The organism is Paraburkholderia graminis (assembly GCF_003330785.1).
In the GTDB taxonomy this organism is placed as follows: domain Bacteria; phylum Pseudomonadota; class Gammaproteobacteria; order Burkholderiales; family Burkholderiaceae; genus Paraburkholderia; species Paraburkholderia graminis.
This window is the reverse complement of the sequence record NZ_CP024935.1, coordinates 1,416,824-1,442,893: the sequence shown is the minus strand read 5'-3', so window position 1 is coordinate 1,442,893 and position 26,070 is coordinate 1,416,824. Positions and strand designations below refer to the sequence as shown.

The 26,070-nt window shown below is 61.7% G+C and carries 24 protein-coding genes and 1 riboswitch; of the genes, 10 read left to right on the top strand and 14 right to left on the bottom strand.

The window, feature by feature from the left end; genetic code table 11:
* Positions 1–14: 14 nt before the first annotated feature.
* The 6 genes from uca to CUJ91_RS24585 form a co-directional block, all read right to left on the bottom strand.
* Positions 15–3,617, bottom strand: coding sequence for an urea carboxylase (gene uca, locus CUJ91_RS24610; protein ID WP_114157390.1), 3,603 nt, complete (start codon positions 3,615–3,617; stop codon positions 15–17).
* Positions 3,618–3,801: 184 nt separating this feature from the next.
* Positions 3,802–4,443, bottom strand: a complete 642-nt coding sequence (locus CUJ91_RS24605) for an urea amidolyase associated protein UAAP2 (RefSeq protein ID WP_006050353.1) — start codon at positions 4,441–4,443, stop codon at positions 3,802–3,804.
* A gap of 15 nt (positions 4,444–4,458) precedes the next feature.
* On the bottom strand, positions 4,459–5,163 hold the full coding sequence (locus CUJ91_RS24600; protein WP_006050352.1) for an urea amidolyase associated protein UAAP1: 705 nt from the start codon (positions 5,161–5,163) through the stop codon (positions 4,459–4,461).
* Between the two features lie 16 nt (positions 5,164–5,179).
* Complete coding sequence (locus tag CUJ91_RS24595) at positions 5,180–5,971, bottom strand: ABC transporter ATP-binding protein (protein ID WP_006050351.1); 792 nt, start codon at positions 5,969–5,971, stop codon at positions 5,180–5,182.
* Positions 5,968–6,780 (bottom strand): ABC transporter permease, encoded by an 813-nt coding sequence (locus CUJ91_RS24590; protein ID WP_107707875.1) that lies wholly within the window; start codon positions 6,778–6,780, stop codon positions 5,968–5,970. Before CUJ91_RS24590 ends, CUJ91_RS24595 begins: the two co-directional genes overlap by 4 nt.
* A 35-nt stretch (positions 6,781–6,815) precedes the next feature.
* The gene (locus CUJ91_RS24585) at positions 6,816–7,886 is read right to left on the bottom strand and encodes a putative urea ABC transporter substrate-binding protein (RefSeq protein WP_006050349.1); all 1,071 of its coding nucleotides are present in this window, start codon (positions 7,884–7,886) and stop codon (positions 6,816–6,818) included.
* Positions 7,887–7,945: 59 nt separating this feature from the next.
* Positions 7,946–8,045: riboswitch (guanidine-I (ykkC/yxkD leader) on the bottom strand.
* Between the two features lie 298 nt (positions 8,046–8,343).
* Between CUJ91_RS24585 and CUJ91_RS24580 the strand changes: the two genes are divergently transcribed.
* Entirely contained in the window at positions 8,344–8,802 is a 459-nt protein-coding gene (locus CUJ91_RS24580; RefSeq protein WP_044021358.1) for an MEKHLA domain-containing protein, read from the top strand.
* A gap of 42 nt (positions 8,803–8,844) precedes the next feature.
* Here CUJ91_RS24580 and CUJ91_RS24575 read toward each other — a convergent pair whose 3' ends face one another.
* The 6 genes from CUJ91_RS24575 to CUJ91_RS24550 form a co-directional block, all read right to left on the bottom strand.
* Positions 8,845–9,792, bottom strand: coding sequence for a TauD/TfdA dioxygenase family protein (locus tag CUJ91_RS24575; protein WP_114157389.1), 948 nt, complete (start codon positions 9,790–9,792; stop codon positions 8,845–8,847).
* Between the two features lie 31 nt (positions 9,793–9,823).
* Positions 9,824–11,200 (bottom strand): LLM class flavin-dependent oxidoreductase, encoded by a 1,377-nt coding sequence (locus CUJ91_RS24570; protein WP_114157388.1) that lies wholly within the window; start codon positions 11,198–11,200, stop codon positions 9,824–9,826.
* A gap of 43 nt (positions 11,201–11,243) precedes the next feature.
* Complete coding sequence (locus CUJ91_RS24565) at positions 11,244–12,086, bottom strand: ABC transporter ATP-binding protein (protein ID WP_114157387.1); 843 nt, start codon at positions 12,084–12,086, stop codon at positions 11,244–11,246.
* A gap of 37 nt (positions 12,087–12,123) precedes the next feature.
* Positions 12,124–13,014 (bottom strand): ABC transporter permease, encoded by an 891-nt coding sequence (locus CUJ91_RS24560; protein ID WP_114157386.1) that lies wholly within the window; start codon positions 13,012–13,014, stop codon positions 12,124–12,126.
* A gap of 63 nt (positions 13,015–13,077) precedes the next feature.
* Positions 13,078–13,941 (bottom strand): ABC transporter permease, encoded by an 864-nt coding sequence (locus tag CUJ91_RS24555; RefSeq protein ID WP_006050343.1) that lies wholly within the window; start codon positions 13,939–13,941, stop codon positions 13,078–13,080.
* 16 nt (positions 13,942–13,957) lie between these two features.
* Positions 13,958–15,025 carry an ABC transporter substrate-binding protein gene (locus tag CUJ91_RS24550; protein WP_029968996.1) on the bottom strand — a complete coding sequence of 356 codons (1,068 nt, stop codon included), beginning with the start codon at positions 15,023–15,025 and terminating at the stop codon, positions 13,958–13,960.
* A gap of 277 nt (positions 15,026–15,302) precedes the next feature.
* Between CUJ91_RS24550 and CUJ91_RS24545 the strand changes: the two genes are divergently transcribed.
* Complete coding sequence (locus CUJ91_RS24545; protein WP_114158050.1) at positions 15,303–16,796, top strand: MFS transporter; 1,494 nt, start codon at positions 15,303–15,305, stop codon at positions 16,794–16,796.
* A gap of 1 nt (position 16,797) precedes the next feature.
* Here CUJ91_RS24545 and CUJ91_RS24540 read toward each other — a convergent pair whose 3' ends face one another.
* Positions 16,798–17,013 (bottom strand): hypothetical protein, encoded by a 216-nt coding sequence (locus CUJ91_RS24540; protein ID WP_006050340.1) that lies wholly within the window; start codon positions 17,011–17,013, stop codon positions 16,798–16,800.
* A 270-nt stretch (positions 17,014–17,283) separates the two neighbouring features.
* Between CUJ91_RS24540 and CUJ91_RS24535 the strand changes: the two genes are divergently transcribed.
* From CUJ91_RS24535 to CUJ91_RS24515, 4 genes are all read left to right on the top strand, one after another.
* Positions 17,284–17,556: a hypothetical protein gene (locus CUJ91_RS24535; RefSeq protein ID WP_006050339.1), complete on the top strand. Its 273-nt coding sequence runs from the start codon at positions 17,284–17,286 to the stop codon at positions 17,554–17,556.
* Positions 17,557–17,956: 400 nt separating this feature from the next.
* The gene (locus tag CUJ91_RS24525) at positions 17,957–19,069 is read left to right on the top strand and encodes a patatin-like phospholipase family protein (protein WP_114157385.1); all 1,113 of its coding nucleotides are present in this window, start codon (positions 17,957–17,959) and stop codon (positions 19,067–19,069) included.
* A 30-nt stretch (positions 19,070–19,099) separates the two neighbouring features.
* Positions 19,100–19,840, top strand: coding sequence for a DUF421 domain-containing protein (locus CUJ91_RS24520; protein ID WP_006050337.1), 741 nt, complete (start codon positions 19,100–19,102; stop codon positions 19,838–19,840).
* Entirely contained in the window at positions 19,840–20,541 is a 702-nt protein-coding gene (locus CUJ91_RS24515; RefSeq protein WP_161966596.1) for a DUF421 domain-containing protein, read from the top strand. The genes CUJ91_RS24520 and CUJ91_RS24515 overlap by 1 nt, the downstream gene beginning before the upstream one ends.
* A gap of 50 nt (positions 20,542–20,591) precedes the next feature.
* On the opposite strand, the gene CUJ91_RS24510 is transcribed toward CUJ91_RS24515, so the two are convergent.
* Positions 20,592–21,623: an AraC family transcriptional regulator gene (locus CUJ91_RS24510; RefSeq protein ID WP_029969005.1), complete on the bottom strand. Its 1,032-nt coding sequence runs from the start codon at positions 21,621–21,623 to the stop codon at positions 20,592–20,594.
* A gap of 280 nt (positions 21,624–21,903) precedes the next feature.
* Between CUJ91_RS24510 and kce the strand changes: the two genes are divergently transcribed.
* From kce to CUJ91_RS24490, 4 genes are all read left to right on the top strand, one after another.
* Positions 21,904–22,842: a 3,5-dioxohexanoate:acetyl-CoA acetone transferase gene (gene kce / locus CUJ91_RS24505; RefSeq protein WP_114157383.1), complete on the top strand. Its 939-nt coding sequence runs from the start codon at positions 21,904–21,906 to the stop codon at positions 22,840–22,842.
* Positions 22,843–22,991: 149 nt separating this feature from the next.
* Positions 22,992–24,347, top strand: coding sequence for an MFS transporter (locus CUJ91_RS24500; RefSeq protein ID WP_114157382.1), 1,356 nt, complete (start codon positions 22,992–22,994; stop codon positions 24,345–24,347).
* Positions 24,348–24,426: 79 nt separating this feature from the next.
* Positions 24,427–25,218: an SDR family oxidoreductase gene (locus tag CUJ91_RS24495; protein ID WP_114157381.1), complete on the top strand. Its 792-nt coding sequence runs from the start codon at positions 24,427–24,429 to the stop codon at positions 25,216–25,218.
* A gap of 47 nt (positions 25,219–25,265) precedes the next feature.
* Positions 25,266–26,006, top strand: a complete 741-nt coding sequence (locus tag CUJ91_RS24490; protein ID WP_114157380.1) for a beta-ketoacyl-ACP reductase — start codon at positions 25,266–25,268, stop codon at positions 26,004–26,006.
* Positions 26,007–26,070: the final 64 nt, after the last annotated feature.

The window sequence follows — 26,070 nt, the reverse complement described above, 5'->3', positions numbered from 1 at the left end:
TTTTCCAGGAAGGTTTAAAGGCGTTCGATTACCGCGACGCGTTGCCCCGCCCGCACCGCGGAGCCGGGCGCCACATAAATCTCGCCGACAGTCCCCGCGCACGGCGCGCACACGGAGATCTCCATCTTCATCGACTCGATGACGAGCAGCACGTCGCCGGCCTCAACCGTATCGCCGGAATTCACGCGCACTTGCCAGAGGCTGCCCGCGATCTCGCTGTCCACGGCGATGTCGCCGTCTTTGAGCGGCGCGAGTTCCGCATCGTCAGCGACAGGCGGCTCGAAACTTTCCTCCGCCGATCCCGCTTCGCGCCATCGTTCGCGCTCGGCCTGAAACGCCGCTTGCTGACGCACGCGGAATTGCTCGATGCCGGCCGCTTCGCGCGTGAGAAACGTTTGATAATCCGCCAGCGACAGTTCAGTCTCTTCGATCTTCAGCGGATAACGCCCCAGCGGAAAGTCCGCGCGGATGCGCTGCAACTCGTCGGCAGTGACTTCGTAGAAACGGATCTGATCGAAAAAGCGCAGCAGGTACGGGCGCCCCGCGAACTCGGCAACGTCGCGATAGCGATTCCACATCTGCAACGTGCGGCCGACGAACTGATAGCCGCCAGGCCCTTCCATGCCATACACGCAGAGATACGCGCCGCCGATGCCCACCGAGTTCTCGGCCGTCCACGTACGCGCCGGGTTGTACTTGGTCGTCACCAGCCGATGACGCGGATCGAGCGGCGTCGCGACCGGCGCGCCGAGATAGACATCGCCGAGTCCCATCACAAGATAACTCGCATCGAAGACGATCTGCTTCACGGCGTCGATCGAATCGAGGTCGTTGATGCGGCGGATAAACTCCAGATTGCTCGGACACCACGGCGCGTCCTTGCGCACCGTCGTCATGTATTTGTCGATGGCGAGCCGGCACGCGGGATCGTCCCAGGACAGCGGAAGATGCACGATGCGTGACGGCGCGCGCAAGTCCTTCTGCAACAGAACATGCTGCCATGCACGCTCGACGATCGCGAGCAACTGCTGCAACGGCAAGCGTTCAGGTTGATAGTGAATCTGCAGCGAGCGGATGCCGGGCGTCAGATCGATCACGCCGGGCAATGCCATCGCTTCGAGTGACTGCATCAACGCGTGACCGCGAAAACGCAATACGAGGTCGAGTTCTGCGGGACCGATTTCGAGCAGCAGATGCGTGTCGCCGGATACTCGCGCGACGAGCCGTTCGCGATCCGCGCCGGTATCGAGCACGACCGGCGATACGAGCGGTGCTGCGTTCGCGATAGGAACCGGCTTCGCATCGAATTCGAGCGTCTGCAATTCGCGCAGACGTTGTTGTGCCGCCTCGCGCGCTTCATCGATTCGAACGGGTACGAAGCGCACTTTGTCACCGGCTTTCAACTGGCCGATTTGCCACAAGTCCGCCTCGATAATCGTCACCGGACAAACGAAGCCGCCAAGACTCGGACCATCGGGACCGAGAATCACGGGCATGTCGCCGGTGAAATCGACGGCGCCCACCGCATACGGATTATCGTGAATGTTCGACGGATGCAGCCCGGCCTCGCCGCCGTCCTCGCGCGCCCACTCGGGCTTCGGTCCGATCAGACGCACGCCGGTACGGCTCGAATTGAAATGAATTTCCCATTCGGTGTCGAAGAACCGTTCTATATAACGCGGCGTGAAATACTCCGGCGCGCCATGCGGACCATAAATCACGCGCAGCGTCCGCACGGTTTCCAGCTTCGGAACATTGGCAAGCGCAACGCCCGCACTGTCGTCGCAGAGTGCGTGAAGATGCAGCACGTCGCCCGCCCGCAACGCTCGCCCGCCATGTCCGCCGAACTGGCCGAGCGTGAACGTGCTGCGGCTGCCGAGATACATCGCGACATCGAAGCCGCCACGCACGCACAGATACGCACGCGCGCCGGCGCCGCGGATCGTGCCGAGCGCGAGCGTCGAACCGGCGCGAACAAACAGCGTCGTGTTCAACGGCTGCTCGATGTCGTCGAGCGATACGGACAGATGCGCGCCCGTCACCGCCACGACGGCGTCCGTGTTGAAACGCAACGTCGGGCCGCTCATGGTGATTTCGAGCGCGGCTGCGTCTGCCGCATTGCCGAGGAGCCGGTTGCCGAGCCGCAGCGCGCGGTCATCCATCGGACCCGAAGGCGGAATGCCGACTGCCCAATAGCCAAGACGTCCCGGATGATCCTGCACGGTCGTCTGCGTGCCGCCGCTCACCACTTCGACGGTGGTCGCGCGATAGTGAAGGCCTTCGAGGCAGCGCGTCCACGGTTCGCCCGACGCAAACGGCTGGTCGTCGAGAATCTGCCGGAGATAGTCGCGATTCGTTTCGACGCCATAGATGCGCGTGTTCTGCAATGCCTGACCGAGTGAACGGCGTGCCTCGTCGCGCGTCGGCGACCACGCGATCACCTTCGCCAGCATCGGATCGAAGTAGGGCGGTACTTCGCAACCCGCTTCGATCCATGTATCGATGCGCAGCGCGCGACCGTCGGCGGTTGGAAACGCGACGTCGGTCAATAGGCCGGGGCTCGGCTTGAAATCGCGGCCTGGGTCCTCCGCATAAAGACGCGCCTGAATAGCGTGTCCTTGCGGCTTCAATCCCGCTGCGAGTTCTTGCAGCGGCGCAAGCGTGCCCGCAGCGAGTTCGATCATCCAGCGTACGAGATCGACGCCCCAGACCTGTTCGGTCACACCATGCTCGACTTGCAGGCGCGTGTTCACTTCGAGAAAGTAGAAGCGCTGCGCGGCGCTGTCGTAGACGAATTCCACGGTGCCGGCCGAGCGATAACTCACCGCTTTGGCGAGCTTCACCGCGGCGTCGCACAATGCGGCCGGCATGCCGTCCGGCAAACACGGCGCCGGCGTTTCCTCGAGTACTTTCTGGTTGCGCCGCTGCACCGAGCAATCGCGCACGCCGAGCGCAATCGCATCGCCGCGCCCGTCGCCGAACACCTGCACTTCGAGATGCCGCGCCCGCTCGATATACTTTTCGAGGAACACGCCGGCGTCGCTGAAATTGTTCTGGCCGAGCCGTTTGACCACGTCGAAATGCGCGGTCAGTTCGTCGACGTTCCAGCACACCCGCATGCCGATACCACCGCCGCCCGCCGTGCTTTTCAGCATCACCGGATAGCCGATCGATGCCGCTGCATCGAGCGCCGCCGCAAGATCGTCGAGCAGGCCCGTGCCTTCGAGCATCGGCACGCCTTGTTCCGCCGCGATCGCGCGAGCCGTGTGCTTGAGGCCGAATGCCCGCAATTGCGCGGGCGTCGGTCCGATAAACGCGATGCCTGCCGCTTCGCACGCTTCGCCGAAGCTCGCGTTCTCCGACAGGAAACCATAGCCCGGATGAATCGCCTGAACGTTCTCGCGGCGAGCGATCTCGAGAATCTTTTGCACATCGAGGTAGGTCGCCGCTGCTGGTCCGTCGCCGAGACCATGCGCAACAGGCGCCTCGCTCACATGACGGCTCGCGCGATCCGCTTCGGCATAAACCGCGACACCCGTTACTTGAAGTTCGCGCAGCGTTCTAAGGATGCGGCACGCAATCGCGCCGCGATTCGCGATCAGGATTTTCTCGAACATGAAGGGAGCTTGATTCGTGGGCGGGCCGTCCCGCCACGTGGGAATGCATGCCGCGGTCGTCCGCGGCAGAGACCGGCTTCAAAGAGGCTTTATCGATCCGCTCGAGTCAGTTGCTCGCGCGTGCAGCGACAGCATCGTCCCGAGCGAACCAGCATGACATAGTAAAGCCAGTGGCGAACACGCGTCAGTTCCATATCAGCAGCTCCGCGGGAGTCGGGTTGTAGGCGTTGCACGGATTGTTCAACTGCGGGCAGTTGGAGATCAGCACGATCACGTCCATTTCCGCGCGCAATTCGACGTACTTGCCTGGCGCCGAAATGCCGTCCTCGAATGTGAGGCCGCCTTCGGACGTCACCGGAACGTTCATGAAGAAGTTGATGTTCGCGCCGATGTCCTGCTTCGATAAGCGTCCGTCGTGCGCGCACGCGCGCAGGTAGTTATCGCGGCAGCTATGCATGTAGCGCTTTTCGAGCGCGTAACGCACGGTGTTGCTTTCCTGCGCGCACGCTCCGCCGAGTGTGTCGTGACGGCCGCACGTATCGGCGACGATCGTCAGCAGCGGATTGCCGAGGTTCGAATACAGCACGGTGCCGGTCGTCAGATAAAGGCTTTTCTGACGACGCAGCGTGCGTTGCGGATCGAAGCGCTCGCGCGGATCGGCGAGGCTGTAGAACAGCGTATCGACAGCCTGATTGCCTTCCAGATCGAGAATGCGCAGCGTCTGCCCGGCTTTGAGTTCGTGAAGCCACGGCTCGCCGGCCGCGAGTGTCTCGCGAAAGACCGCGTGTTCGGGGCGTTTATCGCTGACGGTCAGCGTCGTTGTCATGGTGTCGCGCTCCGCTCAAAGAAAGAAACGATCGGTATTAATGAAGCCGCGCACGTTTTCCTCGCAGGCGGTTCGGCAGATTTCGGCGACGCCTGGCTCGGCGCGGCTCAACTCGAGCTTGACCGGCTTCGGCGCGTATTCCGGATTCGGGTCGAGCGGATGCTGGATCGCGGTGAGCACGACGAGCGTGTTCATCGGCGCGTAAAGATCGACGTAGTCGCCGGCCTTCGAATTGCCCGCTACGAAGTCGAGCGCGCCCGCATCCGTCACGTCGACGCGGCTGAACAGATTGAGCGTCATCAGCAGGTCCTGAATGCCGAGTCCCCACTTGCCCATTTCGACGAGCAGGTTGTCGGCGCCGTTTCGATAGAACGCATTGCGTCGTTCCTGATAGCGGCCCACACCGTAGCGTTCCTGCACTTCGTCCGCATTCGATACGCCGCCGATGCTGTCATGCCAGCCGCACGTATCCGCCACGATGGCGGCGAGCACGCGGCCCATGTCGGAGTACAGGCAATGGCCGGCCGTGAGCTTCGCCGTGTGCTGGCACTTGAGCGTATCGGGCAGGTTGAGCCGTTCGCTTTTCTCCGTTGCATTGAACAGCAGCACGCTGACGTTCGCGCCGCCGCGCAGATCGGTCACGCGCAACGACTGGCCGCGCTTGACGATCAGCGATGCATGCCCGCCGCCGGGGACGGTTTCTTCGAGTAGCAGATCCATGATGTTGAGATTCCTGTCAGGCTGAGACCGCTTCGACACGCGATGCACCTTCCACCACGGCCTGAGCCATATGGAGGGACGAGGCCGAATCGCGGCTGTGGTCGAGCGGAATGTTGTAGGTGATGCGCGCGCCGTAGGCACCGGGCGCCTGCGGATCGACGCGAACCTTGTCGAATACCAGCACGCGGCTGCCGAGCGTGAAGCCTTCCTTCAGATCGTGCGTGACCATGAAGACGGTGAGCTTCGATTCGCGCCACAGGCTCAGCAGCAAGTCATGCATGTCCTTGCGGATGCCGGGATCGAGCGCGCCGAACGGTTCATCGAGCAGCAACACGCGCGGCTTCATCATCAGCGCCTGCGCGATCGCGAGGCGCTGCTGCATGCCGCCCGACAGTTGCTGCGGATACTTGTCCAACGCCGCGCCGAGGCCGACGCGGTCGAGCATCGCCGCGGCCTCGTCACGCGCGGCACGCCGTTGCGCGCCGAACAGCCGGCCGGTGAATGTCGCGCGCGGCAGCTCGAGCCCAAGCATCACGTTGCGAAGCACCGTGAGGTGATCGAATACCGAATAGCGCTGAAACACCACGCCGCGATGCGCGTCGGGCTCTGCGGGCAACGGTTGACCGTCGAGCAGAATGTCGCCGCGCGTCGCGCGCTCCTGGCCGAGCAGAAGCCGCAGGAACGTCGACTTGCCGCAACCCGACGCGCCGACCAGCGAACAGAACTCGCCCGCTTCGATACGCAGGTTCAATCGTTCGAGCACGACCTGATCGCCGTATTCCTTCCACACGTTGCGGACTTCGATCATCGTGCGCCTCCGAACCAGGGAAACGACCACTGCGTCACGCGGCGCAGGCACTCGTCGATCAGCCACGCGAGCAGCGTGATCCACGCGACGTAAGGCAGGATCAGGTCCATCGCGAGGTAGCGGCGCACGAGGAAAATGCGGTAGCCGAGGCCATCGGTCGACGCGATCGCTTCCGCCGCGATCAGAAAGAGCCACGCGGCGCCGAGCGACAGACGGATCGCCACCAGCAGACGCGGCAGCAACTGCGGCAGCACGAGACGCAGAATCAACGTCCAGCTATTGGCGCCGAGCGTTTGCGCCTTGACCCACAATTCGGCCGGAATTTCGCGGGCGCGCGAATGCAGATCGCGAATGATCATCGGCGTAATGCCGATCACGATCAGCACCACCTTCGACAACTCGTCGAGCCCGAACACGATGAACAGAATCGGCAGCACGGCGAGCGGCGGGATCATCGAAACGACCGTGATGAACGGCGAAAACGTCGCGCTGACGAGCGGAAACGAGCCGGTCGCAATGGCCGCTGCCAGCGCAATCGCGGCACTCACCAGGAGGCCGATACCGAGCCGCCGCAAGCTCGAAACCGTGTCGGCCCACAGCAGGTATTCGCCCGTGCGTTTGTCTTCGGTGAAAGCGGCTTGCTTGATGGCTTCGCTCATCTGCGTCGCGGCGGGCAGCAGCTTGTCGTCGGGATTGACTGCAAGCCGCATCGACGACCCCGTGAAATACACCGCAATCAGCACGATGAACGGCATCACCAGCAGCATGAGGCCGCCGCTTCGGCTGGGATGTCGATTGATGAGTCGCATGAATGGCCGCCTTGTCGAATGCGTGAATGTCTCGCTTACAGCTTGCCGGCCGCGGCCATTTCGACGTAGGTCGGATCGAAGCGCAGCTTCACGTTGCTCTTGTTGCCGATCACGACGCCTTTGTCGAACGCCATGCCGACCACGTCCGCGCTTTTCGCATCCTGGCCGAGCAGGCCATGATCGAACGAAAATCTGGCGACGCGCGTCATGATCTTCGGCATCTCGGGGCTGGTGACAAAATCGAGTGCGGCTTTCGGCGTGTAGAAGAGGGCGGTGGTGGACAGTTGGCCCTTGAAGCCCGCGAGGTCGGTGCCCGAAGCCTTGGCCATTGCGGTGAGCGCGGCGCTGCTGTCGGCGTTGTTCGCGTGCATCAGCGCGACCATTTCAAACCATGCGCCTGTCAGCGCTTTGCCGAGTGCGGGGTTGTCGTGCAGCGTCTTCGTGTTGACGACCATCATGTCCATGATTTCGCCGGGGATCTTGCTCGAGTCGAAGACTTCGGTGACGTTCGGCTGCGCCTTCAGGTCCGCGAGCATCGGGTTCCACGTCACCGTGTTCTGCACGGCAGGCGTTGCGAATGCGCCGGAGATGTCGGCGTCGGACGTGTTCACCACCTTGAGGTCGCGCTCGCTCATATGCGCGCTTTCGAGCGCGCGTGCCAGCAGGTAGTGCGAGACGGAGAACTGCACGAGGTTGATCTGCTTGCCCTTCAGGTCGGCGATCTGCTTGCCCTTGCCCTTGATGAGCACGCCATCGTTGCCGTTCGAGTAGTCGCTGACGATCAGCGCCGTCGAGTCCACGCCGCCCGAGGCCGGAATGGTCAGCGCATCCATGTTGGTCATCGCGCAGCCGTCGAACTTGCCGGCGGTGTACTGGTTGATGGATTCGACGTAGTCGTTCAGTTGCACGACATCGACATTGATGCCGTACTTCTTGGCCCACTTGGAGACGATGCCCTGAGTCTTCGCCTGGCCCCACGGCATCCAGCCGGCGTAGATGGTCCAGCAAACCTTGAAGTCGGTGCGGCCCGCGGCGGATGCGGAGGTGGAAGCGAAAGCCGCGAGGGAGACGGCGGCGATGCCGAGAAAGCGTACGAGCTTGCGCATGAGGTTGACCTCGGAAGGGACGGTTAGCGACGGCAGGGAGCAGCGCAAAACATCGCGTTCTCTCCCGGGCTTTTGTCCCGCCGTGTAACCTCGCCTGAGGTCGACAGCTCTCGGACCAGCGCCTGCGTGAAGCAGGCCGGAACCCTAGCCGTCCATTTCCAGATTGTGTTGAACCGGATGAGGCGCCGGCTCCTTGCGCTCCTTTTAGAGCGAGAAGCGTGCCACGCGGAAATCGCCGTATCTGGCGATGTCACAGTGCGTTTGCGCCCCGTTCCGGTGATTGCGCGCACCGGCGCATGCCGGAATCGCACCGCATGCGTGCACTGATGGTGTGGGCTTGATGATGAGTTTCAATTGCCGAGCGGGGCGCTCGCCGGCATGACGGACGTGACGGGCATGCTGTATCGTAGACGCCTTTCATTGCCCAGAGACCCCGATCTCCGTAACGATGCCCTGGATGACCCCACTCCACCGCGATCCCGCTTTCTACCAGCTTCTCAGCGATAGTTACACCCGCTTGCTCGGCGTCCCGCTGGTGCCGCAGCCCATGTCTGCCGCCGACGCCGCCGAATGGCTTTACGAGCACGCGCCGTTCGCCGTGCTTGCGCACAACACCGATCCCGATCCGGTCTTTATCTATGGCAACAAGGCGGCGCAGCGCCGCTTCGAATATAGCTGGGACGAAATCACCAGGCTGCCGTCCCGGCTCTCGGCAGAAGCCCCGAATCGCGAGGAGCGGCAGCAGTTCCTTGCACGCGTGGAGCGGCTCGGTTATGAAGCGGGCTACAAGGGCGTGCGCGTGACGCAGTCAGGCCGGCGCTTCATGATCGAGGAAGCCACGCTGTGGCAGCTTCTCGATGAGCAAGGCAAACTGCATGGCCAGGCGGTCGTGATTCCGCGCACGCGCGACCTCTGAGCGCATCGTCTTTCCTCGCGTCGCCTCGGCTCGGCATCGCACTCAGTTCAACGCGACCGCGGCCGCAGCGCTCACCGGCGAGCCTTCAATCGCCACCGAAGGCGTACCGTCCGGCCCGACCGGCACATCGCCGACCAGCGTCGTGCGATACAACTGCCGGTCGAACTCGAGATCGAAAATATCGGTGGGCGCGAGGTGAGCCGTCGCGCGGTTGTCCCAGAAGGCGACGCTGCCTGCTTCCCATTTGAAGCGCATGGTGAACTCCGGCCGCGTCACATGTTCCCAGAGCAGTTCGAGCAGCGCCTGGCTTTCGCGCGGCGTCACGCCGACGATCGACTTCAGGAAGCTCGGGCTCACATAGAGCGCGCGCTCGCCGGTTTCCGGATGCACTCTCACGAGCGGATGCTCGGTCACGAGAATGCGTTGCTCGACGGCTTTGACGAATGCTTCCGTTCCGCTTGCGCCGGCGGGCGGCGCAAAGCGGTGAAGGCCGCGCAGACCGTCGACGAACGCGCGCAACGGCGCGGAGAGCTTCTGATACGCAGCCACGAGGTTGGTCCACTGCGTGTCGCCGCCATACGGCGGAATCGTCACGCCGCGCAGGATCGACGCCCAAGGCGGATTGACGGCGGCCGTCACGTCGGTGTGCCAGCCGGTCCACGGACGCAGCAGCGTTTGCCCTTCGAAACGCGTTGCCTGGCGATACTTCGAGATCGAGTAGATTTCCGCATGACCGTCGACGTGGCCGAACACGGGATGCCCCACCGTCAGCTCGCCGAACTGCGCCGAGAAAGCGATGTGCTGCTCGTGCGTCAGAAACTGCTCGCGAAAGAACACGACGCGCCATCTAAGAAGCGCCGCGCGAATTTCCGCGACTTGCCGCGCATCGAGTTTTTGCGTGAGATCGACACCATGAATTTCCGCGCCGATGTGCGCGGAAAGCGGGTTCACCTGAATCGACTGCGTGTCCTGCAATGCGGCTGCGCTCATGCGAGGCTCCTGGAAAGAGAACAGGGTTGCGTCAATATCCCGCGACCGCGGGCACCTGTTTTGTGACGTTGGTATAGCGGTTTGCAGGCCGCGGCAGTCCGAGGTTCTCGCGCAGCGTGCGCCCCTCGTATTCGGTGCGGAAAAGTCCACGCCGTTGCAGTTCCGGCACGACGTGTTCGGCGAACTCCGTTAGCCCGCCCGGTAACCACGGCGACATGATGTTGAAGCCGTCGGCGCCTTCTTCCTCGAACCACTGCTGCAACTGATCGGCGATGCTTTGCGGCGTGCCGACCACCTGCTGGTGTCCGCGTGCGCCGGCAATGCGCAGATAGAGATCGCGAATCGTCAGATTCTCGCGCCGCGCGAGATCGAACAGCAGTCGTTGACGGCTCTTGCCGCCGTTCGTTTCGGGCAGCTCGGGCAGGGGGCCGTCGACGGGATACTGCGACAGGTCCACGCCGCCCGACATGTTCGACAACAGCGATAGCCCGACGGTCGGATGAATCAGGTCCTGCAGCGCGGCAAATTTCGCGTCGGCCTCTTCCTGCGTGCGGCCGACGATCGGAAAAATGCCAGGCATGATCTTCAGATGATCCGGCGCACGGCCATACTTCGCGAGGCGGCCTTTGATGTCGCGATAGAACGACTGCGCTTCCTCGAGCGTCTGATGCGCGACGAAGATCACCTCGGCGGTTTGCGCGGCGAGCTCGCGCCCGGCTTCCGATGCGCCGGCCTGCACGACGACCGGCCATCCTTGCGGCGAACGCGCGACGTTCAACGGTCCACGCACCTTGAAGTGCTTGCCCGCGTGACCGAGCACGTGCAGTTTGTCGGGGTCGAAATAGACGCCGCTGTCCTTGTCGCGGACAAACGCGTCGTCTTCCCAGCTATCCCACAGGCCGGCGACCACGTCGTAGAACTCGCGCGCGCGCTCATAGCGGACGGCGTGATCCGGATGGCGCTCGAAACTGAAATTGAGCGCCTCCGATTCGGTGCTCGATGTGACGAGGTTCCAGCCCGAGCGCCCGCCGCTCAGATGATCGAGCGACGCGAATTTGCGGGCGACGTTATACGGCTCGTTAAACGTGGTGGAGACCGTGGCGATCAGGCCGATGTTTTTCGTCATGACCGAAAGCGCGGAGAGCAACGTCAACGGTTCGAAATGATCGGCGCGCGCGGTGCGCGATAGCGAGGGCAGATTCGTGTCGCGCACGCTCACGCTGTCGGCGAAAAACACCGCGTCGAATTTCGCGCGCTCGGCGATCCGTGCGAGTTCCGCATAGTGCGCGAAGTCGAGGCCGCCGCTCGCGTGCGCATCCGGATGCCGCCATGCGGCGATATGGTGGCCCGTCTCCATCAGGAACGCGCCGAGTTTGATTTGCCGCTTGTGGCGATTTTCACCGCTCATCGTGATCTCCGAGAATGATCCAGGTGTGGGAATGCCGCGGGTGTCACCACGCGAGCCGCCATTCGGTGATCGGCGGATTGGCTACGGGAATGCACGTGCCGCCGTGCGGCGTATCGTCCTCGTGCCCGGCGAAATCGGCCAGCACTTCCTCGCGCAAACGAATGAAGCGGGGATCGTTGCGGTCGCGCGGACGAGGCAGCGCGACATCCACGATCCGTTTGATCCGGCCCGGCCGCGGCGCCATCGTGACGACCCGATCGCCGAGATAAAGCGCTTCGTCCACGTCGTGCGTGACAAGAATCATCGTGATGCCTTCGTGTTCCCAGATGCGTTGCAACTCGTCTTGCAAACGGCCGCGCGTGAGCGCGTCGAGCGCACTGAACGGCTCATCGAGCAGAAGCACGCGTGGCCGGTTCACGAGTCCGCGCGCGATCGCCACACGCTGCGCCATGCCGCCCGACAACTGATGCGGATACGCATGCTCGAAACCGTTCAGGCCGACGAGCGCGATGTGCTGCGCGACCGCATCGCGCTTCTGTTTCGCCGATAGCGGCGCATTGCGCAACGCGGCCAGGACGTTTTGCGACGCCGTGAGCCACGGAAACAGTCGATGATCCTGAAACACGATGCCGCGCTCGAGCGACGTGTCGCGCACCTTGTCTCCGGCGACGACAATCTCGCCGTTGTAATCGGTGTCGAGTCCCGCGATCAACCGCAGCAACGTCGATTTACCGCAACCGCTCGATCCGAGCACGCTGACGAATTCGCCGGGGCGTACCCGCAGGCTGATGTCGTCGAGAACCGCGAGCGGCGTACCGTCTTGCCGCGCATAGCGCTTGCTGACGTGAAGAATGTCGATGCTGTCGGACAGCGTGGAAGACGTCATGTGCGGACCTCGGTGTGCAATGCAATGTGTGGCGTGTTCATCGGGCGGCCGCCTCCGAACGGCGCGCAAACATCGCCCGTTCGACCGCGCGCGCCAATGCGTTCAGCGCCCAGCCGGTCACGCCGACCACGACCACGCCGAACAGCACCAGATCCATGCGGAACTGCTCGCTGCCGTCGATCAGCGTATTGCCGATTCCGCTGCCTGCCACGAGCAGATATTCCGCGCCCAGCGTCGCGAGCCACGAATAGATCAGCGCGAGATAGAGGCCCGTGAAAATCGACGGCAGCGCGGCCGGCAGAATGACTGCGCGGATCAGTTGCCAGCGCGAATAGCGAAAAGCGCGCGCGACTTCGATGTACGCGCGCGGCACCGCATGAATGCCGTCACACGTATGCGCGGCGACGGGCAGCAACGCTGCGAGCGAGAGGAACACGACCTTCGCTGCATCGCCGAGACCGAACCACACGGAAATCAACGGAATCCACGCGAACAGCGAAATCTGTTTGAACGTGTCGAAGCTCGGGCCGATCATGCGCGTGGCGAGCCGCGAGAAGCCGAGCGCGCTGCCGAGCAGCAGGCCGCCTAGCGTGCCGATCACGAAGCCGCTTGCTTCACGCGCGAGCGACGCGGAAAGCGCCTTGAACAGCGCGCCGCTGACGATTTGCTGCCAGGCGGTGGCCAGCACCTGCGCGGGGCTGACGAGCAAGCCGCTCTTGACGACGTGCGCTTCGGAGATCGCCCACCAGATTGCAATGGCCGCAATCGGCAAGACGGCGCCGCGCCAGTCGACGCGTGCGATCAGTGGCTTGCGTGGTCGCGCGGCGCGTGCGAAGGCGGCGGGCACGTTGTTGCCGCAGTCGCACGACAACGTGTTGGTCGACTGCTTCGATGCTTCGGCGGACCGTTTAAAGACAGCAAGACTCATCGTGAATACCTCATGGGCGATGCGACGCGATGCGGCCCGGCAATGGGTCGTCGCTACTCGTCATTACTCGCGAAACGCCGACGGTTGACCGCGCCGCAAGCGCGCTTCGAGTGCGTCGAGCGAACGATTCATTGCGTAACCGATAGCGCCGACTACGACGACCGACGCCATCACCAGATCGAGTTGAAACAGTTGCCGCCCGTAGACGATCAGATAGCCGAGCCCTTCCGAAGACGCGACCAGTTCGACCACCACCAGTGCGAGCCAGGCCTTGGTGAACGCGAGCCGTACGCCTGTCGCGAGCGTGGGCACGGCGGCGGGCACGACCAGATAGACGATCCGTTGCCAGCGCTTGTACGCAAAGACACGCGCGACTTCATCGAGCGATGCGGGCGTCTGGCGAAACCCTTGCAGCGTGCTCAACGTCACCGGAACGAGCGCGGCATGCGCGATCAGAATGTATTTGAGTGGCTCGCCGACGCCGACGAGCAGCAACAGAAACGGCAGCCAGCCGAGCACCGGAATCTGCACGAGCGCATTGAAGCTCGGCAGCACATACGCTTCGAAAGTGCGGGACAGGCCGAGCGCCGCGCCGAGCGCGAAGCCGAGCAGCGTGCCCGCAGCGAAGCCGACCAGCACACGTTGCAGACTGATCAACGTATTGCTTGCGAGATCGCCGCTTCTCGCCAGTTCGACGAAGGTGTCGAACACGCGCTCGGGCGGCGGCAAGATCTGCGGTGCGATCCAGCCGCGCTCGCAACCCGTCGCCCATAAGGCGAGCAGCACGGCGGGCAACACCCAGGGCGCGAGGCGCCAGGCAAGCGCGCGCAGCCGCGCATTGCGACGTGGCGACGCCGCGGGCAACTCGCGCGCCGCTGCGTCGTGGCCGAACCGTTCGTTGCCGGCATCAAGTGCGGTTTCGCTCATCGTGATCGCTCCCGTGTTAGCCGAGCGGCTTGCCGGCGGCGTCGTAGCGCGTCCAGTAATGGTCGAGTTTCTGCGTGCGCAATGCGTTGTCGAGATACTTGGTCTCGAACCAGTTATCGACTTCGACGGGCTGACGGATCAGCTTGAGTTTCAGCGCATCGGCCGCGACGGCCTTGTAGCGCGCGACGATGAACGGGTCGATCAACGGCGAGTTGCGGTCTTTGAGTGTTTGATTCGCGAACTCCGCCTGCCATGACGCATACGGCACGCCGCTCTTGGACCACAGCTTGAAGAGCGCATCGCGGTTCGCTTCATCGGACGACCATTGCGCGCCTTTGACGAGCACGTTGACGACCCGTTGCACGACATCGGGATGCGCGCGATCGAAGTCGTCGAGCACGAGCAGATGCGCCTGACGCGTGAATTGCGGTCCATCGTTCTGCGATTCGTAGACGATCTTCGCGAGGCCTTGATCGCGCAGCTTGTACAGGTGGTAATCGTTGACCGACGCGTCGATCCCCTTGGATGCCAGCGCCGCCAGCGAACTCGCGGAATCGAGATTGATCACGCGAAGATCGCGCTCATCGAGCTGATTGGCGGCGAGCGCATTGTCCGCGACGAGCTGCAGATTGGTGCCGCGAAAGATCGACACGCGCCGGCCTTTCAGGTCTTTAATCGAACGAATGTCCGAATCCGTCGGCACAGCGATCTTGATGCCGACGCGGACGCCCGAGGCGAGCAGCAGGCGCGTCTTCAAACCGTTGGCGCGGCCGAGTACCGAGGGCAAATCGCCCTGATAGGCGAAGTCGAGCGCGTTGTTGGCGATCGCTTCGTTGACGGCGGGGCCGGCTCCCTTGAAGAACAGCCATTCGACCTTGATGCCGTCGGCGGCAAATTCTTTTTCGAGCGACTGCTGCAATTGCACGGTGGCTGCGGGCGATCCACCAAACGTAGGCGGATCGCCATTACCCTGTTGCGCGACGCCGATGCGAATTACCGCCGGCTTGTCGGCATAGGCGTGAACCGCGGCGAGCGACAACGTCGCCACGGCGAAGAAAGATTTCAGCAGACGGAAATAGCGCATGCGGCAATACCGGTCGATGGAAGGGAAAAGAAGTACGAATGCTCTGGCGGGCAGAGACCTGGCACTACACGTTAGATTCGCGTGCCGTCGAATCCAACCAATCATTGCTGATAAGAAAATCTGCAGTAGTTCGAATCGCCTGACTGAATGCCGTCATGCCGCACGCGCGGCATGCAAGTACGCAATTCCCGATTTGCATAGTTAAATTCGTCGTTTTGCCCGCATGGATTGCATGGCTACCATGCGACGCTTCAGCCATTCATGCGAACGCGAGATCATGTCCACTGTTGCTTTTCCCTCCGCCGAAGCCGATCCGCAAACGTCTGCCGGCAACGCGGCGCGTCCCACCGTCATTCGCAATGCGCAGGACGTGTCACGCATCGTCAGCGCAGGCGCCGCGAAAGGCAGTAATGCGCGGATCGTGATTGCGATTGCATTGGGTGGTGTCTTTCTCGATGCTTACGATCTGACGTCGCTCGCTTACGGGATCAAGGACATCGCGCGCCAGTTTTCGTTGTCGCCGGTTCAGGTGGGATTCGTCTCGTCGGCCATCACCTTCGGCGCGATTCTCGGCGCGCTGTTCGGCGGGTATCTGACCGATCGCATCGGCCGTTATCGCGTGTTCATGGCCGACATGCTGTTCTTCGTGGTCGCGGCGATCGCGGCCGGCCTCGCGCCGAATGCGTGGGTGCTCGGCGGCGCGCGCTTTTTGATGGGCTTCGGCGTGGGGCTCGATTTGCCGGTGGCGATGGCGTTTCTCGCCGAGTTCTCGCGGGTGGCGGGCAAGGGCAACAAGGCGGCTAGCGTCGCTGCGTGGTGCCCCGCATGGTACGCGGCCACGAGCACCTGCTATCTGCTGATTCTTGGGTTGTACGCGATTCTGCCCGAGCATCAACTGGGCTGGCTATGGCGTTTGACGCTCGCATTCGGCGCGGTGCCGGCCATCGCGATCATTCTCGTTCGTAGCCGTTATATCAGCGAGTCGCCTGTTTGGGCCGCGAATCAGGGCGATCTCGAGGAGGCCGCGCGCATCCTGAAGCGCTCTTACGGCATCGACACAGTAGTCGAACGAAGCGCGACGCCGCAGAAGGCGCCGCGCGCGGCATCGTGGCGCAATTACGGGTTTCTGTTCAACGCCACTTACCGTCGCCGGACGATTCTCGCCGCGGTGATCGGCAGTGCTTCGTCATTCGGCTACAACGCCATCATCTTCGGCTTGCCGGTGATCATCACGAGTTTCTTCCAGCAGGGGCCGCTCACGACGATCGTCGCGGCGCTCGCGCTGAATCTCGCATTTGCATTCGTCGGTGGGCTGATCGGCGTGCGCACCGCGCCGACCGTCGGCGCGTGGAAAATGACTGTGCTCGGGCACGCGCTGCAATTCGCGTCGCTGATCGGACTCGCGCTGATCGGCAAACCGGGCAGCGGTGCGCTCGTGGTGGTCGCGATTCTGCTGCTTGGCGGCTATCTGTTCGGACAAGGTTTCGGACCCGGCTCGCATTCGATGACTTATGCGTCGCTGAGCTATCCGACCTCGCTGCGGGGAATCGGCGTCGGTTTTAACCAGACGCTGGTGCGTTCGGCGTCGACGGTCTCGCTGTTTCTTTTTCCGGTGCTCGCTGCCGCATTCGGTACGAAGGTCTTCTGGTTGATCGCCATCGCGCCGCTGACTTCGTTGCTCGTGCTGCTCGCAATCCGCTGGGAGCCGTCGGGCTACGACATCGATGCCGAAGACTACGCGGAACCGGGCGGCGTCACTGCCGCGCGTTAGGTCATGGGCTGACGATGTCGCGTGACAGCGCAGTCTGCAGGTCCACCAACGGCATGGCAGTCACGGTGACGGCGACCGATTCCGATTCCGGCAGCATGCCTGTAAGTGCCGCAAGTCCGGTTACGCAGATTGCGATGACCGCGCATGCGCCGATCACGACGATTCCGTTTTTATAGGCCGCGTTCGCTCGGAATGAGTTTGCAAAGAGCCGCATCATGACTGTCTCCTGGTGATGCGGCTAACATTTGCAACTACTGTGCCGACAACGATGCGCTTATGCTCACCGCCCGCCGAGCCAGAGTGGGCGGGCATTCCATGGGAAGGGCGGGAGCGTAACGGCAAATCGATGTTGGGTCTGCCCAGACAGCTCGCATCGTTTTACTCGTCCGATACCAACACTCATCAGGTCCAGCTTTCCATTCCGGCGCCACGTCGCGGCGCGCGTCGGTTGCGCTAGACTGGCGCGAATAAACGGAAGGGGACCTGGATGATACGCAAGACGCTCAATGCCTCGCAGCTTCAGCAGGAGGTCAGCCGGCGAATCCATCGGTTGCAGGAAATCGTCGAGGACGGCGTGAAGATTCGCGTGCCGCGGCCGCAATTGCAGGAAGTCGACAAGACAGGCTGCAACTGGAACATGACTCACTTCGGCAATGTGGTCGGGTTCGAGCGCGACGTGGAAGCGGTCCTCAAGGCGGTGCGTGCGGAATACAATCTCAGTACTGAGGCGAAAAGCAGCGGCAATCCGTTTGAGGACTAAGCGCTTGCCTCGAACAGAAAAAGTACCGACGACCGACACATGGACCTTTGGATTCAACCTTGCGCGCAATGCGCGGAACTGTATGGCAAACCGGCGGCTGAGCCTCCGCACTCGGACCTGACGCTCAACGGCGTCGGTTCAGTGGAAGAGACGCGCCGCGAAGAGCACTACACGTGCAGCCGATGTCGCGCGGTCTTTGCGCGAATTCTTGCGGGGCCAGAGGCCCGGCAAATCTGGATGGTGCTGAACGCGGGTCAGCACTGAACGGCGCTTGGCTCGATCTTGCGCGCGCGGTACTTTTGCGGCCGCAGTCCGGCGCGAGCGGCAGGAACGCGCGTTGCGGCGCTGCATGCTTTCTTTATCCTGATCCGCTTTGCGTGCGGAGAAGACGAGGAGCCGCATGCCGCCATCGACGATTGCACATAAAAAGCCTGCTCACCGGATTGCACTTGCATTGCAAGGCGGCGGCGCATTTGGCGCGTTCCAGGCCGGCGTGCTCGAAGCGTTGCACGACGCGGGTGTCGAAATCGACGCCTGCAGCGGGTCGTCGATTGGCGCCATCAATGCGGCGCTGTATTTCGGCAACGAGCCGTCGCGCAGGATAGAGCGGCTCAAAACCTTCTGGAATAGCGTGTCGGTGCCCGGCTCCGCGCTGCGCGAGCACGCGTTGCAACTATGGCCGCCGCGCGGCGCGCTCGAACATCGAACGGTGAGACGCATGCTCGCCGAAACCGACCAAACGTACGCGCTGCAATTCGGGTTGCCGGGGTTCTTCGTGCGGCGCGTGGATATTCCGTGGGTCGCAGGCACAGGCAATCCGGGCGATGCGAGCGTATTCGACACACAACCACTCGTCCGCACGCTGTCGAACCTATGCGACTTCGAACTGCTCAATCGCAGCCCCGTCCAGGTCAGTGTGGTGGCTGCGAACGTGGCGACGGGCGCGGCGCGCTACTTCGTCAATCACGACGACGGACTCAATGGCGCCATGATCATGGCGTCGGGCGCGCTGCCGCCGTGGTTTCCAGCCGTCGAAATAGACGGCGCCTGGTACTGGGATGGTTCGCTCGTGACCGGCGCGCCCGTGCGCCATCTGCTGGCGAGCGCATCGCCTGGTGTGAGCACCACCATTTTGCGCGCCGACTTATGGAGTTGCGATGGCCCGCTTGCGGACAATCTCGTCGACGTGGACATTCGCCTCAAGAACATTCAGCACGCAAGCAGAGCGGCGTTCTTCAACGAAACGCGTGAGGAATCGCAACGTTTGAAGTCTTTGCTTGCGTACGCGCTCGAGTGCATCGACGGCGAAAAGCGGCAGAGCGACCCGCAACTGATCAATGCAGCGGCGCTTGCGCAGCCGGACAATGTACGCATCGTGCCGGTGGATTACGAGCGCTCGCAATGCGAGGCGCACTTCAAGGACTCGCAGTTCGGCAAGACCGCCATCGACGAGCACTGGAACAATGGGCGACGAGTGGCCGAAGCGGCGCTCTCGCAGATGGAAAGTGCCTGAATTGCCTTGCGCGGTCTTCAGGCATGCGCCATGCGCTACGTGTCCCACCAGGCCACTGCTGCGCATACCGTCGTGGAAAACCATCCCTTCAGCCTTACGGATTGGCACCGCTTTCTTTTCGGGAACACGTCATCGCTGTTCCTGCTTGAAGTACTGCTGCGAACCGGCGTGACCTATGTACTGCTCGTCATCGCAATGCGTCTGCTCGGGCGCCGCGTGGCGGCTCAATACACATTGTTCGAGATTTCAATTGTGGTCACACTCGCGGCGGCCATCGGCGTGCCGTTGCAGGCGTCGAACCGGGGGATGCTGCCGCCGCTGGTGATTGCACTCGTCGCAATCGTATTGCAGCGTCTCATTGCCCGGCTCGGCACCACACACCGGCGGCTGGAAACACTTATTTCAACCGACGTCACGCTGCTCGTCAGCGAAGGCCGGCTCGAAATGGACGAGTTGGCGCGTGCCGCGATGCCGCGCGAAAAAGTATTCGAAGCAATGCGGATCAAGGGCTGGCAACACCTCGGACAGATTAGCCGGCTCTATATGGAGCCCTCGGGTTCTTTCTCGTTCATTCCCGCGAGACCGTCGAAGCCGGGCCTCTCCGTGCTGCCGGCAATCGACAAGGAACTGCAGGAAGAAGGCCACTTGCCAGGCTGGTCGGCATGTCGTCATTGCGGCAACACGATTGAAAAGGAACACACAGACAATTTGCGATGCGAGAACTGCGGCTCGACTGAATGGACATGTGCAGTCAGGGAAGTGGAGGTTTGATGCAGCTCGTTCAGCGAATCCTGATCGGCGACGGACCCTGGGCGTTCTTATTGGAAGTGGTGGTCCGCGCGGCGCTTGTCTATGTGCTGCTGCTAGTGGCAATGCGCATGATGGGCAAGCGTGTTGCCGCACAGTTGAGCATTACTGAACTCGCGGTGATTCTCATGCTGGGCGCCGCGATTGGCGTTCCTATTCAGGTGTCGTCGCAAGGCATTTTGCCGGCGGCTATCGTGCTATTTACCGTCGTCGCGCTTCAGCGCATGAGTTCGAGAGCCGGCCTGCGGTGGCGCAAATTTCAGGTAGCGCAGGAAGGCGACGTGACCATGCTCGTAAAAGACGGCAGAATTCTTCTCGACGAACTCAAGACCAGCGAGGTGTCCCGCGAAATGCTCGCGTCGGAACTTCGTGCTGCAAACGTCGCGCATCTGGGACAGTTGCGCCGCGTTTATCTGGAGTCGTCCGGTTCTATTAGCCTCGTGTGGAGAAAGCACGAACGCCCCGGCTTGACGGTTCGACCAGACATGGAGTGCTCGCTTCTCGATGCGATCGGCGCCGACGGCTACTTCGCATGCTGGAGTTGCGGCGCGACCGTCGATACCGAGAACCGGCCGACCGAACCGTGCTCCGCGTGTCGTTCGATGCGATGGGAATCGGCGGTGCAATTGCCGCAGAAGCCGAAAGTCGAAGAGAAGACGGAATGAAACCTTTGAAAAGAACTACAAAGCCACTATAAAAACAGCCACCAAGCGACTCATGACTCGTCGCGAATCTCGCCAGGTCCCTTGCCGGTCCAGCGCTTTAATGCTCTGCGGAAGTTGGCCGTGTCGCTAAAGCCGACCAGCATGGCGACATCGTCGGTGCTGAGCTTGGTCGTTTTAAGGTACTCGGTGGCGAGCGAGCAGCGGACGTCATCGACAATTGCGACGAACGACGTGCCTTCCGATTCGAGTCGGCGCCTCAACGTTCGGCTCGTCATTTTGAGTGCTTCGGCCACGGTTTCCATGCTCGGAAAAACGCCGGGCTTGCGCATTAAAAGCTGATACACCTCACCCGATGCACCCGATGATGTTTTCGCTTGCCCGATCAATCTGTCGCACGTCTCCTGCAAAAGCGCAGCCGAATGCCGATGTGCCAGGTGCGGCTTAACTTCGAGTATGGCGCTGTCGTAGATCAACTGGCATTCGTCGGCGTCGAACTCGCACGGGCAACCTAGGTACTCGCGGTATATCGCGGCATGCTCGGGCGCGGGATAAGAGAAGCGCGCAAGTACCGGCGGGCAGCTTCTTCCCGCAACGTCCTGAAGATGCGTGACGTGCTGCGTGTACTGCTGTTCGAGAAGAAACTGCTGGACGTCGTGCGGCAAATTCGAAGAAAAGGCGTCGGGAAAAGTCCACACAGAAGTATCGGGGTTTTCGGTCCACTCGATCGTGATAGTCGGCGTGGCGAGCCGATGGTATTTGACGCCTAGCCGGAAGTAGTCGCGCAACGAAAGGCACGACATCAGCGCATAGCCGTACATGCCATAGGCGGCGAGATGAAGACGTGCTCCCGTTTTGAAAGGAGTACTTGGGTCGGATGAAAGACTGACGGCGTTTCTGCATACCATCGCGTATTGCCGCACCGAGGTCATGACCGACGCGTCGTAGATCTGGTCGGGCTCGACGCCGCTTCCCTTGAGGCTCTGTTCGGGGGCAATGCCTTGCTCCGCGAGTACTTCCACCAGCGCCGCGATCTTGTACGGCGCGTAGATGCGCTCGTTCAACAGCGGGAATTTCGCCGACACCGTGCCTCCCGTGGATGTCCTCGTGGGACATCAGCTTGTCCGAAATTGACCTTACATACTGAATCGTATCTCACTACTATCAATGGGACAAGAGACGGGTCCGCATTGCAGTTGTGCGACTCGCAAACCTGTTGGAGACAAGCATGCAAATCCACCATCCCCGTGATCTCGCGCCTATGGCGCTCGTGGCAATCGGCCTGACGTGCGTCATTGCGTCAGCGGCCTCATTCGCCCCGGCTTCCGAGCACTCTGCATCAGCCGCAACACGATAGGTATTGAAATGGGAAATTCGACCAGTAAAGTCATCATTACGTGCGCAGTGACAGGCTCGGCGCATGTACCGTCGATGTCGGAATATCTGCCGCTCACGCCCGATGACATCAAGACTCAAGCACTCGAGGCCGCCGAGGCCGGCGCGGCGATTCTTCATCTGCATGCACGCAATCCGCAAGACGGACGGCCAACGCCTGCGCCCGAAGTGTTCCGCCAGTTCGTGCCCGCGATTGCCGCGCAGACCGACGCGGTCATCAACATCTCCACTGGCGGCAGCACGCGCATGACGCTCGACGAGCGTTTGGCCTACGCACGCGTCGCCAGACCCGAGATGTGCTCGCTGAACATGGGCTCGATGAACTTCTCGCTGCATCCGGTCGCGGCCCGAATCTCTTCCTGGCGATTCGATTGGGAGAAGGAATACGTCGAAGGCATGGAGGACATGATCTTCCGGAACACGTTCCGCGATATCAAGAACATCCTCACCGAGTTTCATGACTACGGCACGCGTTTCGAATTCGAATGCTACGACGTCGGGCATTTGTATAACCTCGCGTACTTCATCGACATCGGACTAGTCAAGCCGCCGTTTTTTATTCAGTCCGTGTTCGGCATTCTCGGCGGCATCGGTCCTGATCCAGAGAACCTTGCATTGATGCGTTCCACCGCCGACCGTCTATTCGGACGTGAGAACTATCAATTCTCCGTTCTTGGCGCCGGCCGTCATCAAATGTCGCTCGTGACGATGGGCGCGATCATGGGCGGCAATGTTCGCGTCGGTCTCGAAGACAGCGTCTACCTGTCGCGTGGCGTGAAAGCGCGATCGAATGCCGAGCAGGTCCGCAAGATTCGCAGAATCCTCGAAGAGCTTTCTTTCGAAATCGCGACACCGGCCGATGCCCGCGCGATGCTCGGATTGAAAGGGCGCGAAAGCGTCTCGCTTTAAGCATTGAGCATTGAGCATTGAGCATTAAGCAGATGGCATTGCGCGCAAAAGGCTCGCAAGCCGAAGTACTTTTTATCCTGCAGCGCCGGTTGGCAATCGCCCGGCGCGCAACACAAGAAAAAACAGGCAGGACAATTTCCGGAGACATCATGACTGCAGCTACTATTGACCCCCGCCTCGGCGACACGCACTGGCGAGCGACTCGCAAGGCGATGGCGAGGCTCCTTCCGTTAATGTGCGCGATCTACTTCATGTCGTTTATCGACCGCACGAATGTTGCGCTGGCCAAGAGCGCACTCGCGGCCGATCTCGGCATTAGTGCGGCGGCCTACGGGCTGGGCGCCGGCATCTTCTTTATCGGTTATGCGCTTCTCGAAGTGCCCAGTAATCTGGCGGCGCACCGCGTCGGTCCGCGGGCCTGGATTGCGCGTATTGCCGTCACCTGGGGAGCGTTATCCACGGCGATGATGTTTGTGCAAGGCGAACTGTCCTTCTACGTTCTGCGGGTATTGCTTGGGGTCGCGGAAGCAGGGCTTTTTCCGGCCTTGATGTACATGGTGACGCTGTGGTTCGCGCCTAAGGACCGGGCGGTCGCCGTGGGCTGGATTTATACCGCTCCTTCCATTGCGCTCATTATCGGCAATCCGCTCGGTGCGGGGCTGATGCAACTGGGCGGAATCGGCGGTCTGCACGGATGGCAGTGGATGTTTCTGCTGGAAGGTCTGCCCACCATCGTGGTCGGCATCATCCTCTTTTTCAAGCTGCCGAACCGGCCCACCGAGGTGAAGTGGCTCACTCCAGAGGAAGCACAGGCGCTCGAGGATAACGCGGTCATCGACACGCACGGTCACGCCGAACTCACGTCAGCGCACTGGATCGCCGCACTGAAACGTCCGACCACGGTACTCATTGCACTGATTTACTTTCTGAATCAGGTAGCGTTCGTGGGCCTGTACTTTTTCACTCCGTCGATTGTCGGACAGATGCATGTTAAGTCGCCGCTTCTCGTCGGCTTACTGTCGAGTAGTGTCGGCATTGGCTTTCTGCTTGGCGTGCTCACGCTGCCGCGCATTCACCGCCGGATAAGCAATGACTGCGGCTTCCTGGGTGTGCTGACTGCGGGCGTGGTTATCACCGCGTGCGCATTTATCGCGACGAAAAATCAGGCGGCACAAATCACGCTGCTTGGCATCACCGGCTTTTTCGCAGGCGGCATTCTGCCTTCGTATTGGGCCGTGGCGATGAAGCGATTGCAAGGCGTGCAGGCTGCGGCCGGACTTGCTTTCATCAATACGATCGGCTTGTTGGGTGGCTTTGTCGGACCTTATCTTTTCGGGCTGGCCGAGACGATAACCGGCAGAAGCGACTCGGGCTTTAACGTCGTGGTCGTCGCATCGGTGCTCGGCCTGTGTCTCGTGCCGCTCCTTGCGAAAGCCATCCGGGCTGCGGATCGTCCGATCCCGGCGACGGCCAAGGGCGCGCAACTCAACACATCCAAAAGCTGAATGCCGGCATCGCTATGAAAGCGTATAAGCCCGGAAACGGCTTTATTCCCCATTCGATTTCATTTTGTTGGTGCGACACATGAATACTTTCGAGCTTCTCAAACCGAGGCCCGGTCTGCGCGTACTTATTTCCGGCGCAGCCGCGGGAATTGGAGCAGCCATTGCCGATGCATTTGTTCAAGCAGACGCACAGGTCTATATCTGCGACGTCGATGCGTCGGCGGTTGAAAAGGCCAAAGAGAGGAACCCAAAGCTCTACACCGGCGTCGCGGATGTGGCAAATCGCGAGCAGGTCGACCAGGTTATCGACGACGCGCGCGCGAGGCTCGGCGGACTCGATGTTCTTATCAACAATGCGGGCATCGCGGGTCCGACGGGCGACGTCGAATCCATTCAACCGCACGACTGGGAACGAACCATTTCAACGAATCTCAACAGCCAGTACTACTTCCTGCATAAGGCCGTACCGCTGCTGAAAGAGACATCGGATTGCCCGGCGATCATTGCAATGTCGTCGGTGGCGGGGCGGCTCGGGTACGCGTTTCGCACGCCATACGCCGCGACGAAATGGGCGATTGTCGGACTGGTGAAGTCGCTGGCAATCGAGCTTGGGCCCGAGAACATTCGCGTGAATGCCATTCTGCCCGGCGTCGTGCAAGGCGAGCGAATGGACAGGGTGATCGCGGCGCGAGCCGAGTCGACGGGCGTGTCGTTCGACGAAATGAAAGAGCAGTACCTGAAAAAGATTTCGCTGCGCCGGATGGTGACCGTCGACGACATTGCCGCGATGGCGCTATTCCTCGCATCGCCGGCGGGCTACAACATCACCGGGCAAGCCATCAGCGTGGATGGCAACGTCGAATATCTTTGACGGCATACCGACATCAAAACAACTCACTACCCAGGGACGCAGATCCAATGAGACTCAACGGCAAGGTTGCAATCGTCACAGGCGCGGGCCAGGGAATCGGCGCGGCGACGGCACTCAAATTCGCACGCGAAGGCGCGAGCGTCGCGGTATGCGACGTGAATGCCGATGCGGTGAAATCGGTGGTCGGCGCGTGCCGTGAGGCGGGCGCGCAAGCGGTGGGCTTCACCGTCAACGTGGCCGATCGTGAGGCCGTTCAGGATATGGCGGCCGGCGTGCAGAAGCGCTTTAAACGCATCGACGTGCTGGTGAATAACGCGGGCATTACGCGTGATGCACGCTTGCAAAACATGACGGTCGAGCAATTCGAAGACGTCATGGATGTCAACCTGCGCGGCGTCTTTCACGCCACTCAAGCCGTGCTCGACTGCATGATCGGCCAGCAGGCCGGCGTGATTCTCAACGCGAGTTCGGTCGTCGGAATCTACGGCAATTACGGGCAGACGAACTACGCGGCGTCCAAGTTCGGTGTTATCGGATTCACGAAGACATGGAGCCGTGAACTCGGCCCTAAAGGCATCCGCGTGAATGCTGTCGCGCCGGGCTTTATCGACACGCCGATTCTGGCGACCGTACCCGGCGAAGTACTCGAGAAGATGAGAAACCAGGTGCCGTTGCGGCGCCTGGGCAAGCCCGAAGAAATCGCCAACATCTACGCCTTTCTCGCGAGCGACGAAGCGAGTTATATCAATGGCGCTGTTATCGAAGCGTCTGGCGGCATGACGCTGTAGCGGCACAACGTGCAAGCAGCGCGCGGCATTCGCGTTGCGGAAAACGTCGGTCATAACGGAGACA